Annotated in this window: 22 protein-coding genes; 13 read left to right on the top strand and 9 right to left on the bottom strand. The window is 60.3% G+C overall.

The window, feature by feature from the left end; all coding sequences use genetic code 11:
* Positions 1–72: 72 nt before the first annotated feature.
* The 3 genes from PspR76_RS26850 (at position 73) to PspR76_RS26840 (ending at position 3993) form a co-directional block, all read left to right on the top strand.
* Positions 73–1722, top strand: coding sequence for an acyl-CoA dehydrogenase family protein (locus PspR76_RS26850; protein ID WP_159960121.1), 1650 nt, complete (start codon positions 73–75; stop codon positions 1720–1722).
* A gap of 73 nt (positions 1723–1795) precedes the next feature.
* A complete protein-coding gene (gene amn, locus PspR76_RS26845; protein WP_024077553.1) occupies positions 1796–3268 on the top strand; it encodes an AMP nucleosidase in 1473 nt (490 codons plus the stop codon).
* A gap of 71 nt (positions 3269–3339) precedes the next feature.
* Positions 3340–3993, top strand: coding sequence for a pseudouridine synthase (locus PspR76_RS26840; RefSeq protein WP_159960119.1), 654 nt, complete (start codon positions 3340–3342; stop codon positions 3991–3993).
* Here the strand turns inward: PspR76_RS26840 and PspR76_RS26835 are convergent.
* Both PspR76_RS26835 and PspR76_RS26830 read right to left on the bottom strand, forming a co-directional pair.
* Positions 3988–4197 carry a DUF2788 domain-containing protein gene (locus PspR76_RS26835; protein ID WP_025999909.1) on the bottom strand — a complete coding sequence of 70 codons (210 nt, stop codon included), beginning with the start codon at positions 4195–4197 and terminating at the stop codon, positions 3988–3990. The genes PspR76_RS26840 and PspR76_RS26835 overlap by 6 nt on opposite strands.
* Before the next feature lie 204 nt (positions 4198–4401).
* The gene (locus PspR76_RS26830; protein WP_003194418.1) at positions 4402–4881 is read right to left on the bottom strand and encodes an Lrp/AsnC family transcriptional regulator; all 480 of its coding nucleotides are present in this window, start codon (positions 4879–4881) and stop codon (positions 4402–4404) included.
* A 443-nt stretch (positions 4882–5324) separates the two neighbouring features.
* On the opposite strand from PspR76_RS26830, the gene PspR76_RS26825 reads away from it, so the two are divergent.
* On the top strand, positions 5325–6386 hold the full coding sequence (locus PspR76_RS26825) for a DUF6515 family protein (RefSeq protein WP_159960117.1): 1062 nt from the start codon (positions 5325–5327) through the stop codon (positions 6384–6386).
* Here the strand turns inward: PspR76_RS26825 and PspR76_RS26820 are convergent.
* Together PspR76_RS26820 and PspR76_RS26815 are read right to left on the bottom strand one after the other, a co-directional pair.
* Positions 6383–7276: a cation diffusion facilitator family transporter gene (locus tag PspR76_RS26820; protein WP_159960115.1), complete on the bottom strand. Its 894-nt coding sequence runs from the start codon at positions 7274–7276 to the stop codon at positions 6383–6385. The two genes, PspR76_RS26825 and PspR76_RS26820, sit on opposite strands and share 4 nt — an antisense overlap.
* 9 nt (positions 7277–7285) lie before the next feature.
* On the bottom strand, positions 7286–7705 hold the full coding sequence (locus PspR76_RS26815; protein ID WP_159960113.1) for a polyribonucleotide nucleotidyltransferase: 420 nt from the start codon (positions 7703–7705) through the stop codon (positions 7286–7288).
* A 252-nt stretch (positions 7706–7957) separates the two neighbouring features.
* Here PspR76_RS26815 and hrpB point away from each other — a divergent pair, with 252 nt between their 5' ends.
* Positions 7958–10465: an ATP-dependent helicase HrpB gene (gene hrpB, locus PspR76_RS26810; protein WP_159960111.1), complete on the top strand. Its 2508-nt coding sequence runs from the start codon at positions 7958–7960 to the stop codon at positions 10463–10465.
* Positions 10466–10561: 96 nt separating this feature from the next.
* Positions 10562–11986 carry a hypothetical protein gene (locus PspR76_RS26805; protein WP_159960109.1) on the top strand — a complete coding sequence of 475 codons (1425 nt, stop codon included), beginning with the start codon at positions 10562–10564 and terminating at the stop codon, positions 11984–11986.
* Positions 11987–11998: 12 nt separating this feature from the next.
* Here PspR76_RS26805 and PspR76_RS26800 read toward each other — a convergent pair whose 3' ends face one another.
* Together PspR76_RS26800 and PspR76_RS26795 are read right to left on the bottom strand one after the other, a co-directional pair.
* Positions 11999–13087 (bottom strand): endonuclease/exonuclease/phosphatase family protein, encoded by a 1089-nt coding sequence (locus tag PspR76_RS26800; RefSeq protein ID WP_159960107.1) that lies wholly within the window; start codon positions 13085–13087, stop codon positions 11999–12001.
* Between the two features lie 40 nt (positions 13088–13127).
* Positions 13128–13787 carry a YciC family protein gene (locus PspR76_RS26795; RefSeq protein ID WP_159960106.1) on the bottom strand — a complete coding sequence of 220 codons (660 nt, stop codon included), beginning with the start codon at positions 13785–13787 and terminating at the stop codon, positions 13128–13130.
* A 180-nt stretch (positions 13788–13967) separates the two neighbouring features.
* On the opposite strand from PspR76_RS26795, the gene PspR76_RS26790 reads away from it, so the two are divergent.
* The 3 genes from PspR76_RS26790 (at position 13968) to PspR76_RS26780 (ending at position 15967) form a co-directional block, all read left to right on the top strand.
* Positions 13968–14732, top strand: a complete 765-nt coding sequence (locus PspR76_RS26790; RefSeq protein WP_159960105.1) for a DUF2076 domain-containing protein — start codon at positions 13968–13970, stop codon at positions 14730–14732.
* 117 nt (positions 14733–14849) lie between these two features.
* Positions 14850–15326 (top strand): LabA-like NYN domain-containing protein, encoded by a 477-nt coding sequence (locus tag PspR76_RS26785; protein WP_017139349.1) that lies wholly within the window; start codon positions 14850–14852, stop codon positions 15324–15326.
* 29 nt (positions 15327–15355) lie between these two features.
* Positions 15356–15967: a 3'-5' exonuclease gene (locus PspR76_RS26780; protein ID WP_159960104.1), complete on the top strand. Its 612-nt coding sequence runs from the start codon at positions 15356–15358 to the stop codon at positions 15965–15967.
* Between the two features lie 301 nt (positions 15968–16268).
* Here PspR76_RS26780 and PspR76_RS26775 read toward each other — a convergent pair whose 3' ends face one another.
* Positions 16269–16577 (bottom strand): DUF3077 domain-containing protein, encoded by a 309-nt coding sequence (locus PspR76_RS26775; protein ID WP_159960103.1) that lies wholly within the window; start codon positions 16575–16577, stop codon positions 16269–16271.
* 334 nt (positions 16578–16911) lie between these two features.
* On the opposite strand from PspR76_RS26775, the gene PspR76_RS26770 reads away from it, so the two are divergent.
* Positions 16912–17181, top strand: a complete 270-nt coding sequence (locus tag PspR76_RS26770; RefSeq protein WP_159960102.1) for an acyl carrier protein — start codon at positions 16912–16914, stop codon at positions 17179–17181.
* A 139-nt stretch (positions 17182–17320) separates the two neighbouring features.
* Here the strand turns inward: PspR76_RS26770 and PspR76_RS26765 are convergent, their stop codons facing one another.
* Positions 17321–17773 (bottom strand): Lrp/AsnC family transcriptional regulator, encoded by a 453-nt coding sequence (locus PspR76_RS26765; RefSeq protein WP_145162303.1) that lies wholly within the window; start codon positions 17771–17773, stop codon positions 17321–17323.
* 160 nt (positions 17774–17933) lie between these two features.
* On the opposite strand from PspR76_RS26765, the gene yedA reads away from it, so the two are divergent.
* The 3 genes from yedA (at position 17934) to PspR76_RS26750 (ending at position 20978) form a co-directional block, all read left to right on the top strand.
* Entirely contained in the window at positions 17934–18830 is an 897-nt protein-coding gene (gene yedA / locus PspR76_RS26760) for a drug/metabolite exporter YedA (protein ID WP_159960101.1), read from the top strand.
* Between the two features lie 48 nt (positions 18831–18878).
* A complete protein-coding gene (locus tag PspR76_RS26755; RefSeq protein ID WP_159960100.1) occupies positions 18879–20216 on the top strand; it encodes a DEAD/DEAH box helicase in 1338 nt (445 codons plus the stop codon).
* Between the two features lie 480 nt (positions 20217–20696).
* Positions 20697–20978 (top strand): hypothetical protein, encoded by a 282-nt coding sequence (locus PspR76_RS26750; RefSeq protein ID WP_159960099.1) that lies wholly within the window; start codon positions 20697–20699, stop codon positions 20976–20978.
* 287 nt (positions 20979–21265) lie between these two features.
* On the opposite strand, the gene PspR76_RS26745 is transcribed toward PspR76_RS26750, so the two are convergent.
* Complete coding sequence (locus PspR76_RS26745) at positions 21266–22540, bottom strand: TIGR03862 family flavoprotein (protein WP_159960098.1); 1275 nt, start codon at positions 22538–22540, stop codon at positions 21266–21268.
* Positions 22541–22705: the final 165 nt, after the last annotated feature.

Genomic DNA, 22705 nt, shown 5'->3' with positions numbered 1-22705 from the left:
TAAGCCCTGTGACGGTGCTTAACTGAAATTCTGGCCTCAACTGTACGTGGCCTTTTTTCCAGGAGGCCTGCCATGAACCTGCACCTGTTCGCCGAAACCCACGACGTCACCAACCAGCCACCGTCCCTGGACGGCACCAACCTGTACCGCATCGACTTGCCGCTGCAAGAGTGGTCGCGCCGCTTTGGCGCCGGCTGGGCCGAGGCGCGTATCGATGCCTATGGCGCGCTGGCAGGCGGGCTGTTGATGGAAGCCGGGTTCCTGGCGAACCAGAATAAACCGGTGTTCAACAGCCATGACCGTTATGGCCATCGCATTGACCTGGTGGAGTTTCACCCGGCGTATCACGAGCTGATGCGCACCGCCGTCGAACAGGGCCTGCCGTCGCTGCCGTGGGCGCATCCGCAGTCCGGCGCCCACGTGGCCCGCGCCGCCATGACCTACCTGCACAGCCAGGCCGAAGCTGGCACCGGTTGCCCGCTGACCATGACCTTCGCCTGCGTACCGGCCTTGCGCCTGCAACCGGACCTGGCGCAGACCTGGCTGCCGAAAATCCTCAATACCGAATACGACCCGCGCAATGTCGGCATCGCCCACAAGGCTGGCGCCACTATCGGCATGGCCATGACCGAAAAGCAGGGCGGGACCGACGTGCGCGCCAACACCACCCGTGCGTATCCGGTAGGCGCGGGCGGCCCCGGGCAAGCCTATGAGTTAGTGGGGCACAAGTGGTTCTGCTCGGCGCCGATGTGCGATGCATTCCTCACCCTGGCGCAGACCGACAAAGGCCTGACCTGTTTCCTGCTGCCTCGGCACCGCCCGGACGACACGCGCAACGAGTTCTACATCCAGCGCTTGAAAAACAAACTCGGCAATTGCTCCAACGCCTCCAGCGAAGTGGAGTTTCGCGGCGCCCTGGCCTGGATGATCGGCGAAGAGGGCCGTGGTGTGCCGACCATTATTGAAATGGTGGCCATGACCCGCTTCGACTGCATGGTCGGCTCCAGCGCCTTGATGCGTCAGGCGCTGACCCAGGCCAGCCACTATTGCGCGCACCGTATGGTCGGTGGTCGCATTCTCAACGAACAGCCGCTGATGCAAAACGTGTTGGCCGACCTCGCGCTGGAAAGCGAGGCTGCGCTGGCCTTGAGCATGCGCATGGGCCGCGCGCTGGACCACCTCGATAACGAGCAGGAGGCCAAATTCGCCCGGCTGGTGACGGCGGTGGGCAAGTATTGGATCTGCAAGCGCGCGCCGGCGATGATCAACGAGGCCGCCGAGTGCATGGGCGGTGCCGGCTATGTCGAAGACAGTATCCTGCCGCGCCTGTACCGTGAGGCGCCGGTGAATTCGACGTGGGAAGGTTCCGGCAATGTGCAGTGCCTGGACGTGCTGCGGGCGCTGTCGAAAGAGCCGGGCGTGCTGGAGACGCTGTTTGTCGAACTGGGTGACGGGCATGGCGACAAGCCGTTGGCGCGGCATATCGAGCAGCTCAAGTCGGCGTTTATGGATACCCAGGATATTCAATACCGTGCGCGGCAACTGACCGAGGACATTGCCGTGGCGCTGCAGGCCAAGCTGTTGCTGGAGGCCGGGAATGCGGCGATCAGTGATGGGTTTATTGCCAGCCGCTTGGGTGAGTCGTCCGGCCGGGTGTATGGCACCTTGCCGCGTGGCGTGGATGTTGAGGCGATTGTCGCCCGCTCAACCCCGAGCCTCTGACTAAACTCCAATCCGACTGTTTCAGTGAGGCTGGGATACAGGCAAGATAAAGGCCTGCAAGTCAGAACACAGGATGCTTACCGTGACCGAAGCTTTTGTTGTCGTTCAAACCGCCGAAGAAGCCGTGGATCGGCTGGCGGCTCTTCATGAGCGTGCTACCGGCGCGCTCAATCAAGCCCTCAAGCAATACCTCAAGGACCGCGTCGAGCCCGACGCCGAACAACGCGCACTGTTCCGCTACCCGGAACTGCGCCTGACCTACCACTGCCACGGCGAAGTCCCACAGACCACCCGCGCGTATGCCAAGGTCCAACTGCCGGGCACCTACAGCGTCACCGTCACCCATCCGGCAGCATTCCGTAAATACCTGCTGGAACAACTGGTGCCGCTGATGCACGACTTCACCGTCACGGTCGAAGTCGGCGTGAGCCAACAGAACATTCCGTACCCGTACGTAGTCGAGCAGGGCGATGAACTGGCCGGCTCCGGCGTCACCGCCGCGACTCTGGCGCGCGTGTTCCCCAGCACCGACCTGTCCGCCGCCACCGACGGCATTGCCGATGGCCTCTACGACTGGGAAAACACCGACCCGTTGCCCCTGGCGCTGTTCGATGCCGCCCGCGTGGACTTCTCCCTGCGCCGCCTGGTGCATTACACCGGCAGCGACTGGCGCCATGTGCAGCCGTGGATCCTGCTGACCAACTACCACCGCTACGTCGACCAGTTCATCCTGCATGGCCTGGAGCAATTGCGCAGCGACCCACGGTTTATCCGCATGGTGTTGCCGGGCAACGTGATCATCGACAAGAGCATGGACCACGGCGAAGCCTCGGCCATTGCCGCGGGCGTGGTCTGGCACCGTTACCAGATGCCGGCCTACCACCTGCAAGCCAGCGACGGCCACGGCGTGACCCTGGTGAACATCGGCGTCGGCCCGTCCAACGCGAAGAACATCACCGACCACCTGGCCGTGCTGCGCCCGCACTGCTGGCTGATGATCGGTCACTGCGGCGGCCTGCGCCAATCCCAGACCATCGGCGACTACGTACTGGCCCACGCCTATATGCGCCGCGACGGCATTCTCGACCGCGTAGTGCCGCCGAACATCCCGATTCCGGCCCTGGCCGAAGTGCAGATGGCGTTGCAACAAGCGGCGGCCAACGTCACCGGCGAGAAAGGCGAAGAGCTGAAAAAACGCCTGCGTACCGGCACCGTGCTGACCTACGACGACCGCAACTGGGAGCTGCGTTGGGCCCAGGAACGGCCGCTGATCAACCTGTCCCGCGCGGTGGCCGTGGACATGGAAAGCGGCACCATCGCCGCCCAGGGTTACCGTTTGCGGGTGCCGTATGGCACGTTGCTGTGCGTGTCGGACAAACCGCTGCACAGTGAAATCAAGCTGCCGGGTTCGGCCAACGCGTTCTATGAACGTGCGGTCAGCCAGCACTTGAAGATCGGCATCGAGGCGGTCGACCTGTTGCGCACCGAACTCAACTCGCTGCACTCGCGCAAACTGCGCAGCTTCGACGAGCCGCCGTTCCGCTAAGCGGTTGGGATGGTCATTTAACGGTCAGGCCACTAGCATTGTCGGTCCTGACCGTTAGATGTTCCTTTGCCATGTCCCGTCCCACCCGTCCCACCCGTCCCACCCGTCCCGATGCGCGCCGCCCTGGCGTGAAACCTCCGTACTCCGCTGCACGTCGCGTCGCCAAGGCGCCACCGGCCGAGCCGAAGTTAATCCTGTTCAATAAACCCTTCGACGTGCTGACCCAGTTCAGCGACGAAGGCGGGCGCGCGACGCTCAAGGATTTTATCGACATCCCCGGCATCTACCCGGCCGGGCGCCTGGACCGAGACAGCGAAGGCCTGCTGCTGCTGACCAACGACGGCCAGTTACAGGCGCGGATTGCCGACCCCAAGCACAAGCTGGCAAAAACCTACTGGGTGCAAGTCGAAGGCGAGCCCACCGAGGAGCAACTGCAACGCCTGCGCGACGGTGTGGAGCTTAACGACGGCATGACCTTGCCTGCCGAGGCACGCCCGTTGGATGAGCCTGAACTGTGGCCGCGTAACCCACCCGTGCGTTTTCGCAAAAGTGTGCCCACGCACTGGCTGGAGCTGGTGATTCGTGAAGGGCGTAACCGCCAGGTGCGGCGCATGACCGCGGCGGTGGGCTTGCCGACCTTGCGTCTGGTGCGCGTGCGCATTGGTGACTGGTCGATTGATGGCCTGGACCAGGGCCAATGGAAGGAAGTACCGGCGCGTTTATAAGGCGCCGGACTCGATCAGGCCGATCACTACGCTCTTGATGATGAACGCGGCCACGCCCAGGCCCAATACGAAGAACAGGATGAACGAGCCAAAGCGCCCGGCCTTGGATTTCTTCGCCAGGTCCCAGACGATAAAGCCCATGAAAATGATCAGGATTGTGACCAGGCCGGTCATCATCCATTCTTCGAACAGGGCGGGGTCGATGTTGTTCATGGGCTTCTTCCGACAGGGCAGGCGGGCAAGTATACGGCAGCGTTACAGACGCAATATTGACCTGAATCGAAGTGCAGCCCAAATGTGGGAGCGGGCTTGCTCGCGAATGCGGTATATCAGAAACATATTCGTCGACTGACAGATCGCTTTCGCGAGCAAGCCCGCTCCCACAGGGGATCTTCATTGTGGTTGAGATCAGGTACGCAGGTGCGTCAGCGGCAGCTCGGTGCTGTTCAATACCTGGTTGAGCACAAAACTTGAGCGCACGCTGGTCACGCCTTCAATACGGGTCAAATGCCCCAGCAGCAGTTTCTGGTAGTGATCCATGTCCGGCACCACCACTTTCAACTGATAGTCAGCATCCATCCCGGTCACCAAGCTGCATTCCAGTACCTGCGGCAGGGTGCGGATCGCCGCTTCGAAGTTTTCGAAACGCTCGGGTGTATGACGGTCCATGCCGATCAGCACATAGGCCGTGAGGCTCAAGCCAAGCATCTTGCGGTCGAGCAGCGCGACCTGGCGCGCGATGTAGCCATCGTCTTCAAGCTGCTTGACCCGGCGCGAGCAGGGCGAAGGCGACAAGCCGATGCGTTCGGCCAACTCCTGGTTGGAGATCCTCGCGTCGCGCTGCAATTCCGCCAAAATACTCAGGTCGTATCGGTCAAGCTTGCTCATTGGGTTGGCCTTTGTCGTAACTATTGCGGCGAATTATCTATGAAGGGTTAAAAATTGCGCAAGCACTGTTTATTGACGCAATCTTCGCAATCATCTGCCGGCGCGGCGAGCCTATGATTACCAACAGAATCACCGCCTGGACAACAGTCCACTTGCAGCGAGCCCAATCAGGCCCGTTGCGGCCGCCGCCCCAGCAGGGTTGAGCCGGCCTCCAGGCTGCACACTGTCCACAAGACGGCGCGAGGTGAGCCAACGTCAAAAGCGTTGAGCAAGGACGAAATTCTCAAGGGGTGGCCGACGGGTCACCCCTTTTTCTTTGCCTGCGCGTTTAGCCGAAAAAATACTTCTCGTGACTGATAACCTGTCTCAGAACCGGGCGAGGCTTTTCCAGTCTCATCTATGAGGCCGGACGTTCTAGGCCCTTATCCGCAGTGAGGAATAGCATGAAGCGCATCTGGCGTATGGCAGGTGTAGGTTTGCTGATGGTCACCGTCGGCACGCAAGTGATGGCCGACGACCCGCGCTTTGAGGGCGGCGGTCAGCATGAAAGAGGTCCGGAAGGCGGGCGGCAAGGCAACGAACAGCCGCGCCCGCAAAATAACCAGCCACGCCCGCAGAACAATCAACCGCGCCCGGAAAACAACCAGCCGCGTCCGCAAAACCAGCATTTCGACCGCGCCGAGCAAAAGCCCCATGGCGGCGGGCAGTGGCAAGGTCGCCCGCAAAATGCCGAGCAGCCTCGGCCAGCGCCGCAGCCTGCGAATAACCTGCCGATCCAGGGGCGTCCGGACACGGTTCGGCAAACCCAGGAACCGCGCCAGGGCTATTACCAGGACATCCCACGTCGCAACGATGGCAACCCGCATTGGCAGGGCGGCAATGGCCCCGGCCCGCGCCCTGGTGGCGGCTTCAACAATGGCCACCCGAATGACAACCGCTGGCCGGGCCGCCCGAATGGGCACGGCAACGGCTGGGGCCCAGGCCCGCAATACCGTCCGGGCTACATCGTCGACCGTTTCCCCGACCGCAATTACCGCGTGCCTTACCGTGGCCAGGATTACTTCTTCTCCGGCGGCTACTGGTATCGCCCGCAAGGCCCGCGCTACGTGGTGGTGACGCCGCCGTACGGCATTCGCGTGCAATACCTGCCGGACTACGCGCGGGAAGTGTGGGTGGGCAGCGCGCTGTTTTTCCTTGCAGCCGGTTCCTACTACACCTACGAAAGCGCCACCCAGCAATACGTGGTGGTGCAGCCGCCGACCGAAGTGCCGGCGCCGCAACCCGCGCCGCAGGGCAACGGGTATGACGTGACGGCCTACCCGGCCAACGGCCAATCACCGGCTCAGGTGCAGCAGGACGGTTACGATTGTTATCGCTGGGCCGTGCAGCAAAGCGGCTTCGACCCACGCACCGTCACTTACGCTCCGGACCCGGCGGTGGTGCAAACCTACCGCCAGGCCCAGGGCAACTGCCTGACCAGCCGTGGCTATCAGGTGCAGTACTAGGCCTTGTTACCGGTGACCACTTCCCGCGGGTCGGCGTGCACCAGCACTTCGGCGCGCGGGTAGGCGGCGTGAATGGCATCGGCGGCCTGGTCGCTGATGCCGTGGGCCACTGACAGCGTCAATTCCCCCGGCAATTCCAGGTGCAGCTGCACAAACCAGTGGCTGCCGGAAATCCGCGTGCGCAGGTCATGCGCACCCAACACACCCGGCACACCCCGCGCCAGCTCCAGCATGTGCTGGCTCACATCCGGCGGCAGCTCTTCGTCCATCAACACCGCAAAACTTTCTCGGGCGATCTGGATTGCACTCCACAAGATGTACGCGGCGATCCCCAGGCCGAACCACGCGTCGACCTGATGAAAGCCCAGGCCTGCCAACACCAACGCCACCAGGATGCTGCCGTTGAGCATCAAGTCCGAGCGATAGTGCAGCGAATCTGCGCGCACGGCGTTGGAGCCTGTTTCGCGGATCACCCGGTGTTGCAGCATCAGCAGCGCCACCGTCATCACCAGCGAAAACACGATCACGCCAATGCTCAGCCACGGCGCGCCGACCGGTTCCGGATGCTGCAAGCGCTGGTACGCCTGGAACGCGATCAACACCGCACTGCCGGCGATAAACAGCGCCTGGGCCATGCCCGACAGCGACTCGGCCTTGCCATGCCCATAGCGATGATCATCATCGGCCGGGCGCAGCGCGTAATGCACCGCGAGCAGATTCAGCAGCGAGGTCACGCCGTCGAGCAGTGAGTCGGTCAACCCGGCGAGCATGCTCACCGAGCCACTGAACCACCAGGCGATGGCCTTGGTGATAATCAACGCACACGCCACGCCCACCGACGCGCGTGTGGCCAGGCGCAAGAGCCTGGCGTGTTCGGGACTGCTGGTCATGAAAGGTCCTTAAGCAGCGGGTTGCAGGCCCAGGGAAGCCAGCTGTTGCACGCTGCCCTTGAACTGGATCATGCGCGGGTCATCCAGCGGCAAGGTGCGGCCGGTTTCTTTCTGGATGATGGTTTGCAGCTTGGCGTTGTCGACCTTTCCGTCGGCGCCGATGGCTTCGCGCAGTTTTTCCGGGGCGACCTGGGCGGTCTTGCCCGGCTCGAAGTAGATCGCGCCGGTGGCGAAGTCGACGCCGAACGCGATCAGGCCCGGGATTACATAGAACAGCAAGCCCACGGCGTCGAGCACGGCAATGGCCGGGTCGATTTTGCCGTCGATCTGGCCACGGCGGTCCGGGTAGAAGATCGAACCGCAGGCCGTCAATTGGCTCAGCAGGGTGACGGCGAGGACACCGCCGATAACACGGGAAGCGATACGCATGAAGACTCTCCTGAACACATTTAAGGGTGACTATAAGCCAGATCTATCAGACGGCGATGATCCAATGTGGGAGCTGGCTTGCCTGCGATAGCGGTATGTGTGTGCCATATGGGCTGGCTGACCCACCGCTATCGCAGGCAAGCCAGCTCCCACTTTTGACTGCATTCACATCGCAAGCCAGCGGTGTTTTTGAGACCACCACCGGCATCCGGCAGTTCGCCGTTATACTCGCCGCTCTGCTTTGGAGCCAGTATGAATTCGTTGCCGATCGATGATGTTTTACCCGCCCTGCGTGACGCCTTGGCGATTCGCCATGAAGCCGTGCTGGAAGCGCCGCCCGGCGCCGGTAAAACCACCCGCGTGCCCCTGGCATTGTTGAACGAACCGTGGCTGGCCGGGCAAACCATCCTGATGCTCGAACCCCGCCGCCTGGCCGCACGCGCCGCCGCCGAACGCCTGGCCAGTGAGCTGGGGGAAAAGGTCGGCGAAACCGTCGGCTATCGCATTCGTCTGGACAGCAAAGTCGGCCCCAACACGCGCATCGAAGTGGTCACCGAAGGCATCCTCACTCGGCGTTTGCAGGACGACCCGGCGCTGGAGGGCGTGGGCCTGTTGATCTTCGACGAATTCCACGAGCGCAGCCTCGACGCCGACCTGGCGCTGGCCCTGAGCCTGAACGGCCGCGATTTGTTCCGCGATGAGCAGCCGCTGAAAATCCTGTTGATGTCCGCCACCCTTGAAGGCGAACGCCTGGCCGGGCTGCTGGACGACGCGCCGATCCTGCGCAGCGAAGGGCGTATGTTCCCGGTGCAGATGCGCTGGGGCCGGCCGTATCAGGCCGGTGAATTTATTGAGCCGCGTGTGGTGCAGACCATTCTCGAGGCTGTGCATGACGAGACCGGCAGCATCCTGGTGTTTCTGCCGGGCCAGGCCGAGATTCGCCGCGTTAATCAGCAACTGGCCGACGCTCTGGGTGATCGCCCCGATGTGCTGCTGTGCCCGCTGCACGGTGAACTCGACCTCAACGCCCAGCGTGCCGCAATCGACCCGGCACCGGCCGGCAAACGCAAAGTGGTGCTGGCCACCAACATTGCCGAGACCAGCCTGACCATCAATGGCGTGCGCGTGGTGATCGACGCCGGGTTGGCGCGGGTGCCGCGTTTCGACCCCGGCAGCGGCATGACTCGCCTCGACACCCAACGCATCTCCCGCGCCAGCGCCACCCAGCGTGCCGGCCGGGCAGGGCGGTTGGAACCGGGCGTGTGTTATCGGCTGTGGTCCGAAGACCAGCATGAAGGCTTGGCAGCGTATGGCAGCGCGGAAATCCTCGCCGCCGACCTTGCCGGGTTGGCCTTGCAACTGGCGCGTTGGGGCGTCACGCCGACGCAGTTGGTGTGGCTGGATGTGCCGCCGACCGCCGCGTATGCCCAAGCCCAGGATTTGCTGGTACGCCTGGGCGCCTTGAACGACGACAAACTCACCGCCCACGGCCAGAAGATGGCCGAGTTGCCGGCGCATCCGCGTATCGCCCATTTGTTGTTGCGTGGGCAGGACCTCGGGCTGGCGGCCACTGCCTGTGATGTCGCCGCGTTGTTGGGTGAGCGCGACATCCTGCGTGGCGGCGGCGCGGATTTGCACAGCCGCTTGGCGCTGATGTCCGGCGAAGAACGCGCGCGCGGCACCCAAGGCGGCGTGCAGCGAGCCAAGCAACTGGCGCGGCAATACCGCGGCTTTTTAAGAGGCCAGGCGACGCAAGCCGTGGCCGACCCCGATCACCCGCGCTGGCTCGGCGCCTTGCTGGCGCTGGCCTACCCGGACCGCGTCGCCCAGCAACGCCGCCCCGGCGGCGCCGAATACCGCCTGGCCAACGGCCGCGCCGCGCTGTTCGCCGAGGCGGACAGCTTGATGAAACAACCCTGGCTGGTGATTGCCGACCTCGGCAGCCGCCAGGGCCAGCGCGAAGAACGCATCTACCTGGCCGCCGATTTTGATCCGGCATTGTTCGACACGGTCCTTGCCGAGCAAGTGCGCAATGTCGACCAGCTGGACTGGGACGAACGCGAAGGCGTGTTGCGCGCCGAACGCCAGCGCAAAGTCGGCGAACTGGTGCTCAGCCGCGAACCGCTGACCGGTCTCGACGAGTCCGCGCGTAGCCAGGCACTGGTCAACCTCGTGCGCCGCAAAGGCCTGGAACTGCTGCCGTGGACGCCCGAGCTGCGCCAATGGCAGGCCCGCGTCATGCTGCTGCGCCAGCTGGACGCCGGCAAAACCAGCGAATGGCCGGATATCAGCGACAAGGCGCTGCTCGCCAGCCTGGAACACTGGCTGATGCCCTACCTGGGCAAAGTCTCGCGCCTGAGCCATTTCGCCAACCTGGATATTGCAAGCTTCCTGCACAACCTGCTGCCCTGGCCGCTGCCGCAACGCCTGGACGAGCTGGCGCCGCAGCATGTGAAAGTGCCCTCGGGCTCATCGGTGCGTTTGGACTACAGCGAACAACCGCCGATTCTGGCGGTGCGCCTGCAGGAGTTGTTCGGGCTGGCGGACACGCCGCGCATTGCCGGTGGGCGCCAGGTGGTCAAGCTGCACCTGCTGTCCCCGGCGCGCCGGCCGGTGCAGGTGACCCAGGACTTGGCGAATTTCTGGCGCAGTACCTATGCCGAGGTGAAGAAGGATTTGAAGGGGCGGTATCCGAAGCATTACTGGCCGGATGATCCGTTGGTGGCGGAAGCGACGGCCCGAGTAAAACCGCGAAAGTAGGCGATAGTTACTGGTTGTTTGTTTCGGTGACCCGGTTTTTCGATTTTACTCAATATTGTTTTTATAAGTTTATTTTATCTAGGGATGGAGTCAGGTATGAATTATTTTTTTGATCGCGACGCAGAAGGCGATGGGGCAAACTTTATAGGGGTAAGTGGTTACGGGCGGGTGGATGATATTGAACCTCTTGATCCGGAAGGTTTTAAGGTTTTATTAGCATTGAATGTAATGAAAAAGGAATCTTTGGAGCAGTGTGGATTGCAACGGGGGGATAGGCAGCTCGTAAAAAAACCACTCAAGGAGATGAAGGTAAACCCCTATGAAAGTGCAGTTATTTTTCGTGTGGAGATCGAGGTTGATATAAAGGGGGCAGGATATTCCAATATTGAGGAGTTTGAAGGTGATCATTGGGGGCGCTGGTTCACTGTCACGGTAAATGGTTATGGCGCGCAATCAGGCGATGCAAAGTTATATTCAAAGCTCTTTCGGGCCCCTGTCGATGCTGATATTAGATATGCACTTGTGTCAGAGAGATATGTGTCGCCACTTAATCGAGAGTTTTCGTTAGATACCGCCAGCACTATCAGAGAGAATAGATTTGAGCAATCAGTGCGGAGTCGACTAAAAAGTGCTGAATATTTAGCGGTTTATGATGTCGGTCAGGGAAACGCTAATGCATTTATAACCAGTCAAAATAGTGCTTGCCCCAGTCTCTATTATGATTTGGGTGCTGGCATAGGCAGCAACCTAAAGACCATGCCTATGGGGTTGACGTTTTGCCTTTGTAATAGCCCGTTAATTATTTTGTCGCATTGGGATAAAGATCATTGGGCGGGAGCTCTAATTAAGAGTGGTGTGACTGCGCCAGCATTGAATCTTAGATGGATCGTCCCTAGGCAGCAATTGGATCCGGTGCACAAGACGTTTGCGTTCGAGATCATCGCAGCAGGTGGAAGCGTTAAGGTTCTTGACCTCAGTCCTAATCAAATTGTCAGTTTTAAGTTGGTGGATGGCTCCGGATTTAGCGTGACTAGAGGCGTAGGGAATACTAAAAATAGTTCCGGGTTTGTGCTGGTGGTCGAAAATAATGATGCTAATTATCCGGCGAGTTGGGTGTTAACGGGGGATTATGAATATAGATACTTTCCAACAGGGCTGACATTTCCCGATCCCGTAGTGTTATTGGCGCCCCATCATGGTGCATCTATTAAGCCGACCAGTATTGTTCCTCCGCCTTCGAAAGTAAGTCAGTATAGACGGTTGATTTATTCTTTCGGGCCAGATAATAGATTTCGTGCATGTCAGCATCCGACCATCAGCTCGGTTACAGCGCATATGAACAGTCATTGGGCGGTAGGTGACTGGGATACGAGCCCAGGGGCCGACTGCTTTAGTGGTGATATTCGTTCTACGGCAAATCACAGCCCATCACTCAACCGAGGTGGGGTGCTTGTCGGTTGGGAGCAGGTCCAAGGAGCGCTCCCAAGTTGTGGTACAAACGCAGCGCTTAAAAAAACGTGAGGCTAGGAAAGTCTATTGCGCGGCAGGCAACAGGAAGCGTGCTATCACCGGCAGGTGATTGGAAATACGCAGCGTATCTTCCTGCCGCACTTTTGCCTCCACCCGCTTGATCCGTGGGCTGTAAAACAAATAATCCAACGTACGATCCGGGCCATCCACGTTCGGGTCATTCGGGAAGTGTGTCAGCCATTTCTCACGGTCAATGCCGCTGGATTCGCTGTTGCTCGGGATCATCGGGTATTTATCCCACAGCAGATGCAGCTCGCTGTCCGGCGAATACTGGCCGCGCTTGTCGGCATCCAGGCGCAGAAACTGCCCCAGTGGCAGCAAGTTGAAATCCCCGCCGATCAGCCAGGGTGTGCCACGGCCTTCGAACTTATCCAGCAATTTCACCGTGGCTTTAGCTTGCTCCTGCACGGCCGAACGCCCAGGCCTGTCGCCATCCAGGCGGGTATTGAGCACGGCCAGTTGGCCGCCATCGCTCAGCGGCAGGTAGGTCAGCAATAACGCGGGTTTGGGTTGGAACTGGCGGCTGATGAAGTTGGCCGGGGACACCGGCAGTTGCAGGCGTTCGGCGTGTTCGATCTGGTAGCGGCTGAGGGTCACCAGTTTGCGGCCGACGCTGCCGAAGATATGCAGGTTGGGCACAAAGTCGGCTTTCCAGTCGAAGGCCTGGGCGCTGCACGGGTAGAGGTCGACCAGGCGTTCTTGCAGCAGCGCGATTTGATCCTGGTAGTGCGACGGCTTGGCGTTTTCGTCGAGCTCCTGCAACAACAGAATGTCGGGTTGTTCATCGCGGATCACCCGCGCGACTTCGTCGAGGCTGGAGGCCATGTCTTCCACGGTCGGACGGTCGTCCGGGCCGCTGCCGTCGGCGGTGTCGTACCAGAACACGTAGTTTTTGCCGGCCAGGTATTGCACGTTCCAGCTCATGACCTTGAGCGCCTGCCCCGGCAGCAAGGTCGGCGCACGGGGCGCGACGCAGCTCACGGGCAGGGTTTCTTTGTCGGCAGGGCGCCAGGTCAGGCTGTAGATCAGGGCGGCGAGCAGGCCCGCGATGATCAACAGGCTCAACAGGGTGATGCGCACTAAACGGGTCATCGGCTCGGCTTATAGCGTTCCAGGAATGGCACGGAGCATATCACCGCGCGTCGGCATCGCCACCGATCAGCATGAATAAACGAAACATCACCACGCAGGTAAACAGTTGCAGGAAGCTTTGGGCGCTGTCGATCAACAGGCCCAGCAGCGGCGCGGGATCAGGATAGGCGGCCTCGCTGGCGCCCTTGAGCAGCAATAGCGGCGTCATTACGCACAGCAGGCACACCAGAATTCGCCAGAAGTGCCCTCGGCTCAGGCGCACACTTTCCTTTATCGCTTCCAGCGTCGACATGCCGCGTAACACCAGCACGTATTCGGCAAACGCCAGGATGACCATCAGGGCCAGGCCCGGCAGGTAATACAACGAAAACGCATACATGAGCAGCAGCGAGCTGATGGCTGTCAGCAGGGCCAAACGTGGCCACAGGGTCAGCGCCATCGCCCACACATCTTTAGTGCGCGGCGACTCGCCACGGGTACGCGCGTCAAGAAACAGGATCAAGGCGCCGGTGTACAGCGGGTACACCAACAAGCTCGCCACCATGGGGGAACCGGGGAACGTATTCGGGCCCAGCGTGTGGTCGAGCAACTGTTGCAGGAAGGCTTCGAGAATCACCAACGGCAGGCACAACTGGACGATGGCGCCCAGGTTGCGCAGGGTGAAACGGAAGGAGTCGCGCAATACGTCTAACGGATTCATCAGGTTAATCACAGGCCTAAAAGCAAGGCCCACACTTTAACCGATCATGGCCGGCCGTAAGCAAACGTAAACCTTGCGTAAAGACCATTGAAACGTCGGTCAAGAGCCCCATAACTAGGGCGTAGCTTGCTTGATTACAGGCAGGCCCATGATTTCTACCGGCAATCTAACGAGGTCGCCATGAACAGCGAAGAGCAAACCCTGATCGATGGACTGTTTTCACGGTTGCAACAAGCCGAAACGGACTCAGCCCCCCGCGACGCCCTGGCTGAAGCGCGGATCAAGGAGCACATGACTCGCCAACCGGCCGCCGGGTACTACATGACCCAGTCGATCCTGGTGCAAGAACACGCGATCAAAAGCCTCGACGCGCAGAACAAGCAGCAGGCGCAGCAGATCCAGCAATTGCAGGATGAGTTGCAACAGGCCCGTTCCCAGGCGGCACAACCTGCGCCGAGCAGCGGTGGTTTCCTGTCGAGCATCTTTGGCGGCGGTTCCCGTGACTCGCAGCCGGCACAAAGCGCTGCGCCATCCTCCGGTGGCTGGCGTGAACCGGCGCGGCCGTCTTTCGGTCAGCCTGCACCCCAGCAAAACTACGGCGCGCCGCAGCAAAATTACCAGCAGCCCCAGCAAGCGCCCGCCGCGCCGATTGGCAGCGGCTTCCTCGGTGGCGCGCTGAAAACCGCTGCCGGCGTGGCCGGTGGTGTGATGCTGGCTGAAGGCATCAGCAGCCTGTTCAGTCACAACTCGCAACAGCCACAAGTCGTGGAAGAAATCATCCGCGAAGAACCGGCGCCAGCCAGTGACAACGGCAACTGGGGCAACGACGACCAGAAGTTCGCCGGCAATGACAGCTGGGGCAACGACAATTCCTCGGACAGCTTCGCTGACAACGACTATTCCGACGATTCCTCGTCTTTTGGCGACGACGACTCCTTCGTCTGACCCGCACTCAACCGGGGCGCTTCGTCGCCCCGGGCTGATTTTTCGCTGAAACTTCCCCATGGCTGGCATACTGGCGCCTTTCCGGGCGCTGGCGCCTGGCTGTCATGAGGAAGTGCGGTGAAGAAAATTGCGGTGTTCGCCGATGTACAAAACCTCTACTACACCGTGCGCCAGGCCTACGGCTGCCACTTCAACTATGCGGCCCTGTGGGCGGACATCAGTTCGCGCGGGCAGATCGTCGAAGCGTATGCGTATGCCATCGACCGTGGCGACAGCAAGCAGCAGCAATTCCAGCAGATCCTGCGCAACCTGGGCTTTACAGTAAAACTCAAGCCTTACATCCAGCGTGCTGACGGCTCGGCCAAGGGCGACTGGGACGTGGGCATCACCCTGGACATCATGGACGCCGCCGACCACGTCGACGAAGTGGTGCTGGCCTCCGGCGACGGTGATTTCGACATGCTGCTCGAACGCATCATCCAAAAGCACGGCGTCGAAGCCGTGGCCTACGGCGTGCCGGGGCTGACGGCCAATTCACTGATACGCGCCGCCAGCCGCTACGTGCCGATCGAAGGCGCGTTGCTGCTCAAATAAGTCAATTGTGAGACGGAGTTGGAACAGGTTTGGAACGTATAGCGGTCATCGACTTTGAAACCACCGGCATCACCCCGAGCAGCCACTGCCGGGCCACGGAAATTGCGGTGGTCATCCTTGAACGCGGCCAAATCGTGGACCGCTACCAGAGCCTGATGAATGCTGGCGTGCGCGTGCCGGGGTTTATCGAACAGCTCACCGGGATCAGCAACGCCATGCTGCGCAGCGCGCCGCCGGCCGAGCGGGTGATGAACGAAGTAAATGAGTTCGTCGGCACCACGCCCCTGCTGGCGCACAACGCCGCGTTCGACCAGAAGTTCTGGGACTTCGAACTGGGCCTGATCCGCCGCACCCGCCTGCAAAAATTCGCCTGCTCGCTGCTGCTCGCGCGCCGTTTGATGCCTTCGGCGCCGAACCACAAGCTCGGCACGCTGAATTCGTTCGCCCAACTGCCCCACACCGGCAAGGCTCACCGGGCGATGGCGGATGCGGAGATGGCGGCGAACCTCACGGCGCATCTGGCTGAAGAATTGCGCCGTACCCACGGTTTGCGCGAACTGTCTCATGAGCTGCTGTGCACCTTGCAGAAAGTGCCGGCGGCGAAGATCAATGAGCATTTGAAGAAGCATCGCGGGTTCTAAATCTTGCGATGATCGTTCCTACGCTCTGCGTGGTAACGCCTCCTGTGACGCTCCGCGTCACGACCTCAAGAGCGGACGCAGAGCGTCCTTGGCTGCATTCCCACGCAGAGCGTGGGGAACGATCGGCGGTTGCCTATCGAGGCTGCACACACGCCAACGCCCGACCCACCACTTCTTTTGATCGTTCCCACGCTCCGCGTGGTAACGCATCCTGTGACGCTCTGCGTCACGACCTCAAGAGCGGACGCAGAGCGTCCTGGGCTGCATGCCCACGCAGAGCGTGGGAACGATCGGTGGTTGCCTATCGAGGCTGCACACACGCCAACGCCCGCTCCACCACCTCCTTCGCCATCCCCACCAAATGCATCACCGCTCGCTGCTGCGCGCTGATCGTCTCACCCGCCACCTGCGCCGTCTCCACCGCGCAATGCAGCAAATCCGCCGCATGGGCCAGGGCGTCTTCGAAGCTCAGGTTGTCGTTCAGAACAAAGTTGGGCGCATCCGGGGCGGATGCTTTGAGGTAGTAGTCGATGGCTCGGCGGTTGAGCAGGGCGTCTTCGCTGAGGAAGTTTGTCTGGTTATCAGTTGAAGTAGAGGTTGTTTTGACCATGTTGAGTCTCCGGGACTTGTAACTCTCTCCTTCGTCAATTTCGGCTTGCACTTCCGGTCACCGAAGGGCCGATGACGTGGGGAAGACTAGCGGTGGAATTTAACCGGGACAAGGCATGAAACGTCGCTAGGAAACGTCCCGCAAATGAAAGGGATCGGTCTTGCTGGCCACTGAAACATCACGCCTTGGAGGGGGCTTTTGCGACATATCGGAACAGTCAGTAGGTTGAGTCTTGTTGCAATGTCGGATTCTTCTGGTTTCTCTTTCGCCAAACGCTGACTTCTTCCAAACAATTAAGATCCTGCTCGTTAGTAGCGAAAAGGAATTTGGTTTTATGAGAAATGAGATCACTCAAAAAGTGATTCAGCTGTTCGTCGATATCATTGGTTTTATCGACCGAAGCCAAGTGACTGAGCAAACGGATTTCATCCATGACTTCACGATCATTGATGAGGATTTGACGTGCTTTGTCATGCAGATTAAATGGCAATTCAACCTGCAGGCGACTCAGGAAGACTGGGATCACATCACGACCATCAAGCAGATTGTCGACTTGATTGTGAGGCAACTGACGCCATCGCAGGCAAGCCAGCTCCCACAGTAAATTGCCTGTTTGATCGTTGTTCGATCGTTCCCACGCTCCGCGTGGTAACGCATCCTGTGACGCTCTGCGTCACGACCCCGAGAGCGGAAGCAGAGCGTCCTTGGCGGCATTCCCACGCAGAGCGTGGGAACGATCGGTGTCAGGTGGCTTTCCCTTCCAACTGCCCCAACGGCACCCGCCGCGCTATCGCGCTCGACAAAATGATCGAGGTTTTGCTGAACCCGAACTTCGCCACTCGATTGATCAGGTTTTCCAACTCCGGCATCGAGCCCACCGCCGCTTGCATGATCACGCACGGGTCGCCTGTTACCCGATGACATTCGGTCAGCTCGGGGATTTCAGCGAGGGCGTCGTACACCTTCTGGCTGCCGTTGTTGGTCAGGCGCAGTTCGATCGTGCATTGGATCGGCAGGCCGATTTTGGACAAGTCCACCTTGGCCTGATACCCGGTGATCACGCCACTGGCTTCCAGCTTGGCCACCCGCTCGGCCACGGCGGGGGCGGAGAGGTTTACCGTGCGGGCCAGTTGCGCGTAGGAAGCGCGGCCGTCTTCGAGCAAAGCGCTGAGGAGCATGCGGTCGTATTTGTCCATGATAAGGCTCCGGTGATGCCTGGCTTTCGAATACACGGTTTATAGCCTTCATAACCATGTTTTGAAAAGTGTATGGGCGGTTTAAACAGGTTTTGTAACTTATGTTTAGCGTGCTGCCTTTCTAGAATAAGCCTCCCTTCTTCTGCCGCAGAGCTACCCAATGCCTGGCCCACGTCGTTTTCCCTTACCGTTGATCGCCGCTTTTTTTGCGCTGTATGTGATTTGGGGTTCCACCTACCTGGTGATTCGAATCGGCGTGGAGTACTGGCCGCCGTTGATGCTCGGCGGGATTCGCTTTTTGGTGGCGGGGCTGGCGATGTATGGCTATTTGCGCTGGCGTGGGGCGCCTGCGCCGACGTGGGTGCAGTGGAAGGCCGCCGCCAAGATCGGCATTTTGCTGCTGACTTTTGGTAATGGTGCGGTGACGGTGGCCGAGCACACGGGCGTTGCCTCCGGCGTGGCCGCGTTGGCGGTGGCGACGGTGCCGTTGTTCACGTTGCTGTGCGGGTATTTCTGGGGCGCGCGCAATACCCGCCTGGAATGGGCCGGCGTGGTGCTGGGGATTATCGGCATTGCCATGCTCAACATGGGCTCCAACCTGCAATCGAGCCCGACCGGGGCGATGCTGTTGCTGTTTGCTGCGGCCTCCTGGGCCTTCGGCTCGGTGTGGAGCAGGCACTTGCCGTTGCCGGCGGGCGCCATGGCCAGTGCGGCCGAGATGATTATCGCCGGTGCCTTACTGCTGGTGGGCAGCGCGCTGACCGGTGAGCGCCTGCATTCAATCCCGCCGATTGAAGGTTGGCTGGCCTTGGCGTACTTGGCCGTGTTCGGCTCGATCATCGCCTTCAATGCTTATATGTACCTGCTCAAGCACGTACGCCCGGCGGCCGCGACCAGCTATGCCTACGTGAACCCAGCCGTGGCGGTGTTGCTGGGCATTGTGTTTGTCGGCGAGACCATCGGCATGGAAGAAGCCCTGGCGATGCTGGTGATCATCAGCGCCGTGCTGTTGATCAGCCTGCCCCAGTGGCGCAAGCCCAAGCCGGAAATAAGGTAAACTTGCGCGCATTACGCTTATGCGCTGAATTTTTCCTACGGTAAACACATGACTTTCGCCACACTTGGCCTGATCGAACCCTTGCTGCGCGCCCTTGAGACGCTTGGCTACCAGACCCCGACGCCGGTGCAGGCGCAAGCCATTCCGGCGGTGCTGGCCGGTCGCGACCTGATGGCCGCGGCCCAGACCGGCACCGGCAAGACCGCAGGTTTCGCCCTGCCGCTCCTGCAACTGCTGACCATGGAAGGGCCGAAAGTTGCCGCCAACTCGGCGCGCGCGCTGATCCTGTGCCCGACCCGCGAGCTGGCCGAGCAGGTTCACGCCAGCGTCGCCGAATACGCCCAGCACCTGCCGCTGACCACGTACGCGGTATACGGCGGCGTGAGCATCAACCCGCAGATGATGAAGCTGCGCAAGGGCGTCGACATTCTGGTCGCCACGCCGGGCCGCCTGATCGATCTGTTCCGCCAGAACGCGCTGAAGCTCAACCAGCTGCAAACCCTGGTGCTGGATGAAGCCGACCGCATGCTCGATTTGGGTTTCTCCGAAGAGCTGGCGAACATCTACCGCATGCTGCCGAAAAAGCGCCAGACCTTGCTGTTCTCCGCGACCTTCTCCGATGACATCCGCCTGCTCGCCGGGCAGATGCTCAACGACCCGCTGAGCATCGAAGTGAGCCCGCGCAACGTCGCTGCCAACACCGTCAAGCAATGGGTGGTGCCGGTGGACAAGAAGCGCAAGCCGGAGCTGTTTGTGCACCTGATGCGCAAAGGCCGCTGGAAGCAGGTGCTGGTGTTCGCCAAAACCCGTAACGGCGTGGATGCGCTGGTGGATAAGTTGCAGGGCCTGGGCATCAATGCCGACGGCATCCACGGCGACAAACCCCAAGCCACTCGGCAACGTGCGCTGGACCGCTTCAAGTCCAGCGACGTGCAGATTCTGGTGGCCACCGACGTGGCGGCGCGTGGCCTGGATATCGAAGACCTGCCGTTGGTGGTCAACTTTGACCTGCCGATCGTGGCCGAGGATTACATCCACCGTATCGGCCGCACCGGCCGGGCGGGCAATACCGGCGAGGCGATTTCGCTTGTGTGTGCCGATGAGGTGAACATGCTGTCGGCCATCGAGATGCTGACGCGTCAGACCTTGACCCGCAAGATGGAGCCGGACTTCGAACCGGAGCACCGTGTGCCGGACACCGATGCCAGTGGCCAGGTGGTGAAGAAGCCGAAGAAACCGAAGAAGCCCAAGGCTTCGGGTGGTGGCGGTGGTAAACGCAATTTGGGCAAGTGGGTGGACAGTGGGGACGTGGCGCCGTCGGAGCCTTCTATTAAGCCGGTGCGTAAAGTGCCTGTTTTTAACACGGGGCCGCGCAAGAAGAAGTAAGTCTTTTGGGTGATTAACGAAGGCTTGGTGAATTAAGTGAGCGGTGCAATGCCGCTCACTCGACGCCCTGCAAGGTGTCGAAACGACAGGTTAATAATTGTATAAATTTATTTGTGTATTTCTTCCTGTGTAGAAACTTTTTGTCATCAACTGCCCTGTACGTGTTTGGAACTTAGATTTCTTACTCGCCACTGATCTATTGTAAATATCAAATTAAAATAGAGAGGTGAGTATGCCTGTTTTTTTGGTTCCGATTGGGGCAGCTGTGGCAGGGGCCCTGCTAGTTACAGGCGCCGGCATAGGGGTTATTGAGTCTGGAAAGAGTAAGGCAGCGGATGCCGCGGAAAAAAAGCCGCGGAGATCGTTGCATACGCAAAGGCTGAAAAAAAAGGCGAAGAGCTGCTGGCCAGAGCGAATACGCATCAGGAGAATGGGGCTCTGTATCCCGCTTTTCGAGAATACAGGAACTACCTGGATCATATGGCAAGCCACTTTAATATCTCGCCCGAAGAAAAGAAGAAGGGTGAAGATATATATGATGGTATGAGAAAAACTGCGGTAAAGGCTTACCAAACACTGCTCAGTGAATACGACAAGGCAGTTGCCCCCCTTTACAAAAGCGGCGATGAGCCCTACGAGGTGCAGAGTAAGTTTATCGATAAATTGATAAAGTTACTGGGGCCGGACGCACCTAAGGTTAAAGAGTGGGAGAACAAGTTTGGTGCTAGTTACAAGGCTTATAAATACCCCATTACCAATTGATCGTGCAGGTGGAATAGTGCTGTAGCGGAGGGTGTATAAGGTGAGAAAACCGTATTTGGACGACTTGGAGCGTGAAGCGTTAGAGCCTGTCTATCGGCCACCCACTCAACCGGCTTCGGAGGAGGCGATAGAACGATTTCCGATGAATGAGCATCTGCTCAACGTTTGGCAGCAAGGTAATGAGAGTCTGCGCGCAGCCGTTATGGCATTACGCGCGGAACAAAAAGCAGATTTGCCGTTGTACCGTGGTGGCCTGAGACAACCCTTGCAGTAAAACCAGGTGTGGGTCATTCCTGAACCGGTATCCCCACTACGCGGCGTTCTGTTGTTGAGTGGGGCAAGGCCAGCCACTCTAGAACGCCTCGCCCGGCCGCCCGCCCGCTGGCAAAACAGCCTGTCAGCAGATACCCGCCGGTCGGCGCTTCCCAATCCAGCATCTCCCCGGCACAAAATACCCCCGGCAATTGCTTGAGCATCAACCGCTCATCCAGCGCCTCAAACGGCACCCCACCCGCCGTGCTGATCGCCTCATCCAGCGGCCGCGTCTTCACCAAGGTCAGGGGCAGCGCCTTGATCGCCACCGCCAGCTGCGCCGGGTCATTGAAGTGTTCCGCAGGCGCCAACTCGCGCAGCAGCGCAGCCTTGACCCCGTCCAGGCCCAACTGGCTGTGCAAATGCTTGCTCATCGAGCGCGAACCACGCGGCTTGGCCAAGGCCGCCTGCACCTTGTCCAGCGGCTTGCTCGGCAGCAGGTCGATGTGCACCGTGGCCGAGCCGTCGCGATTGATGGCTTCACGAATCGACGCCGACAGCGCGTAGATCAAACTGCCCTCGATGCCGGTGGCCGTGACCACGCATTCGCCCAGCCGAGGCTTGTCATCCGCCAGGCCGATGGCGACGTTTTTCAACGGCGCGCCGGCGAATTTGCTCACCATCAATTCACTCCAGGCTGACACCTCGAAGCCGCAATTGCTCGGTTGCAGTGCGGCGTAAGGCACGCCTTTGTCTTCCAGCAACTTGAGCCAGGCACCGTCGGAGCCCAGGCGCGACCAGCTGCCGCCGCCCAGGGCCAGCAGCACCGCATCGCTGTGGACAGTTTTCTCGCCGTCCGGGCTGTGGATAAGTAAGCCGCCGTCGGCAGCCCAGCCCAGCCAGCGATGTCGGGTGTGGATAACCACGCCTTGGTCGCGCAGGCGCTTGAGCCAGGCGCGCAGCAGTGGGGCGGCTTTCATGTCGGTAGGAAACACGCGGCCGGAGGTGCCGATAAAGGTTTGAATGCCCAGGCCATGAATCCACTCGCACAAGGCGTCGGCACCAAACCCCCGCAACAACGGCGCCATGTGCGGCGCGCGTTCGGCATAGCGCGACAGAAACGCCGGGTATGCCTCTGAGTGGGTGATGTTCATACCGCCCACGCCCGCCAGCAGGAACTTGCGCCCCACCGACGGCATGCCGTCATACAGGTCCACCCGCACGCCCGCCTGGCTCAAGACTTCAGCGGCCATCAGCCCGGCGGGGCCGCCGCCGATGATAGTGACGTGTTGAGAAGAGGTCTGAGGCATGGGCAAGGCTGCGGTCGCTGAATAGGCCGAGCATTCTACCCGACGGCGACGTAGCTGCCTGATCAAAAAACGTACACTTTCCTACAGGCCATACGGCTACTCGCTTTCAGGCCCTTACGCTCAAGTTATCCACAGGCCGTTCCACAGGCATTGTGGGTAACGCGC

It is taken from the genome of Pseudomonas sp. R76 (assembly GCF_009834565.1).
Taxonomy (GTDB): domain Bacteria; phylum Pseudomonadota; class Gammaproteobacteria; order Pseudomonadales; family Pseudomonadaceae; genus Aquipseudomonas.
Note: the sequence above shows the minus strand (reverse complement) of the source record. Positions and strands in the feature narration are given on the sequence as shown.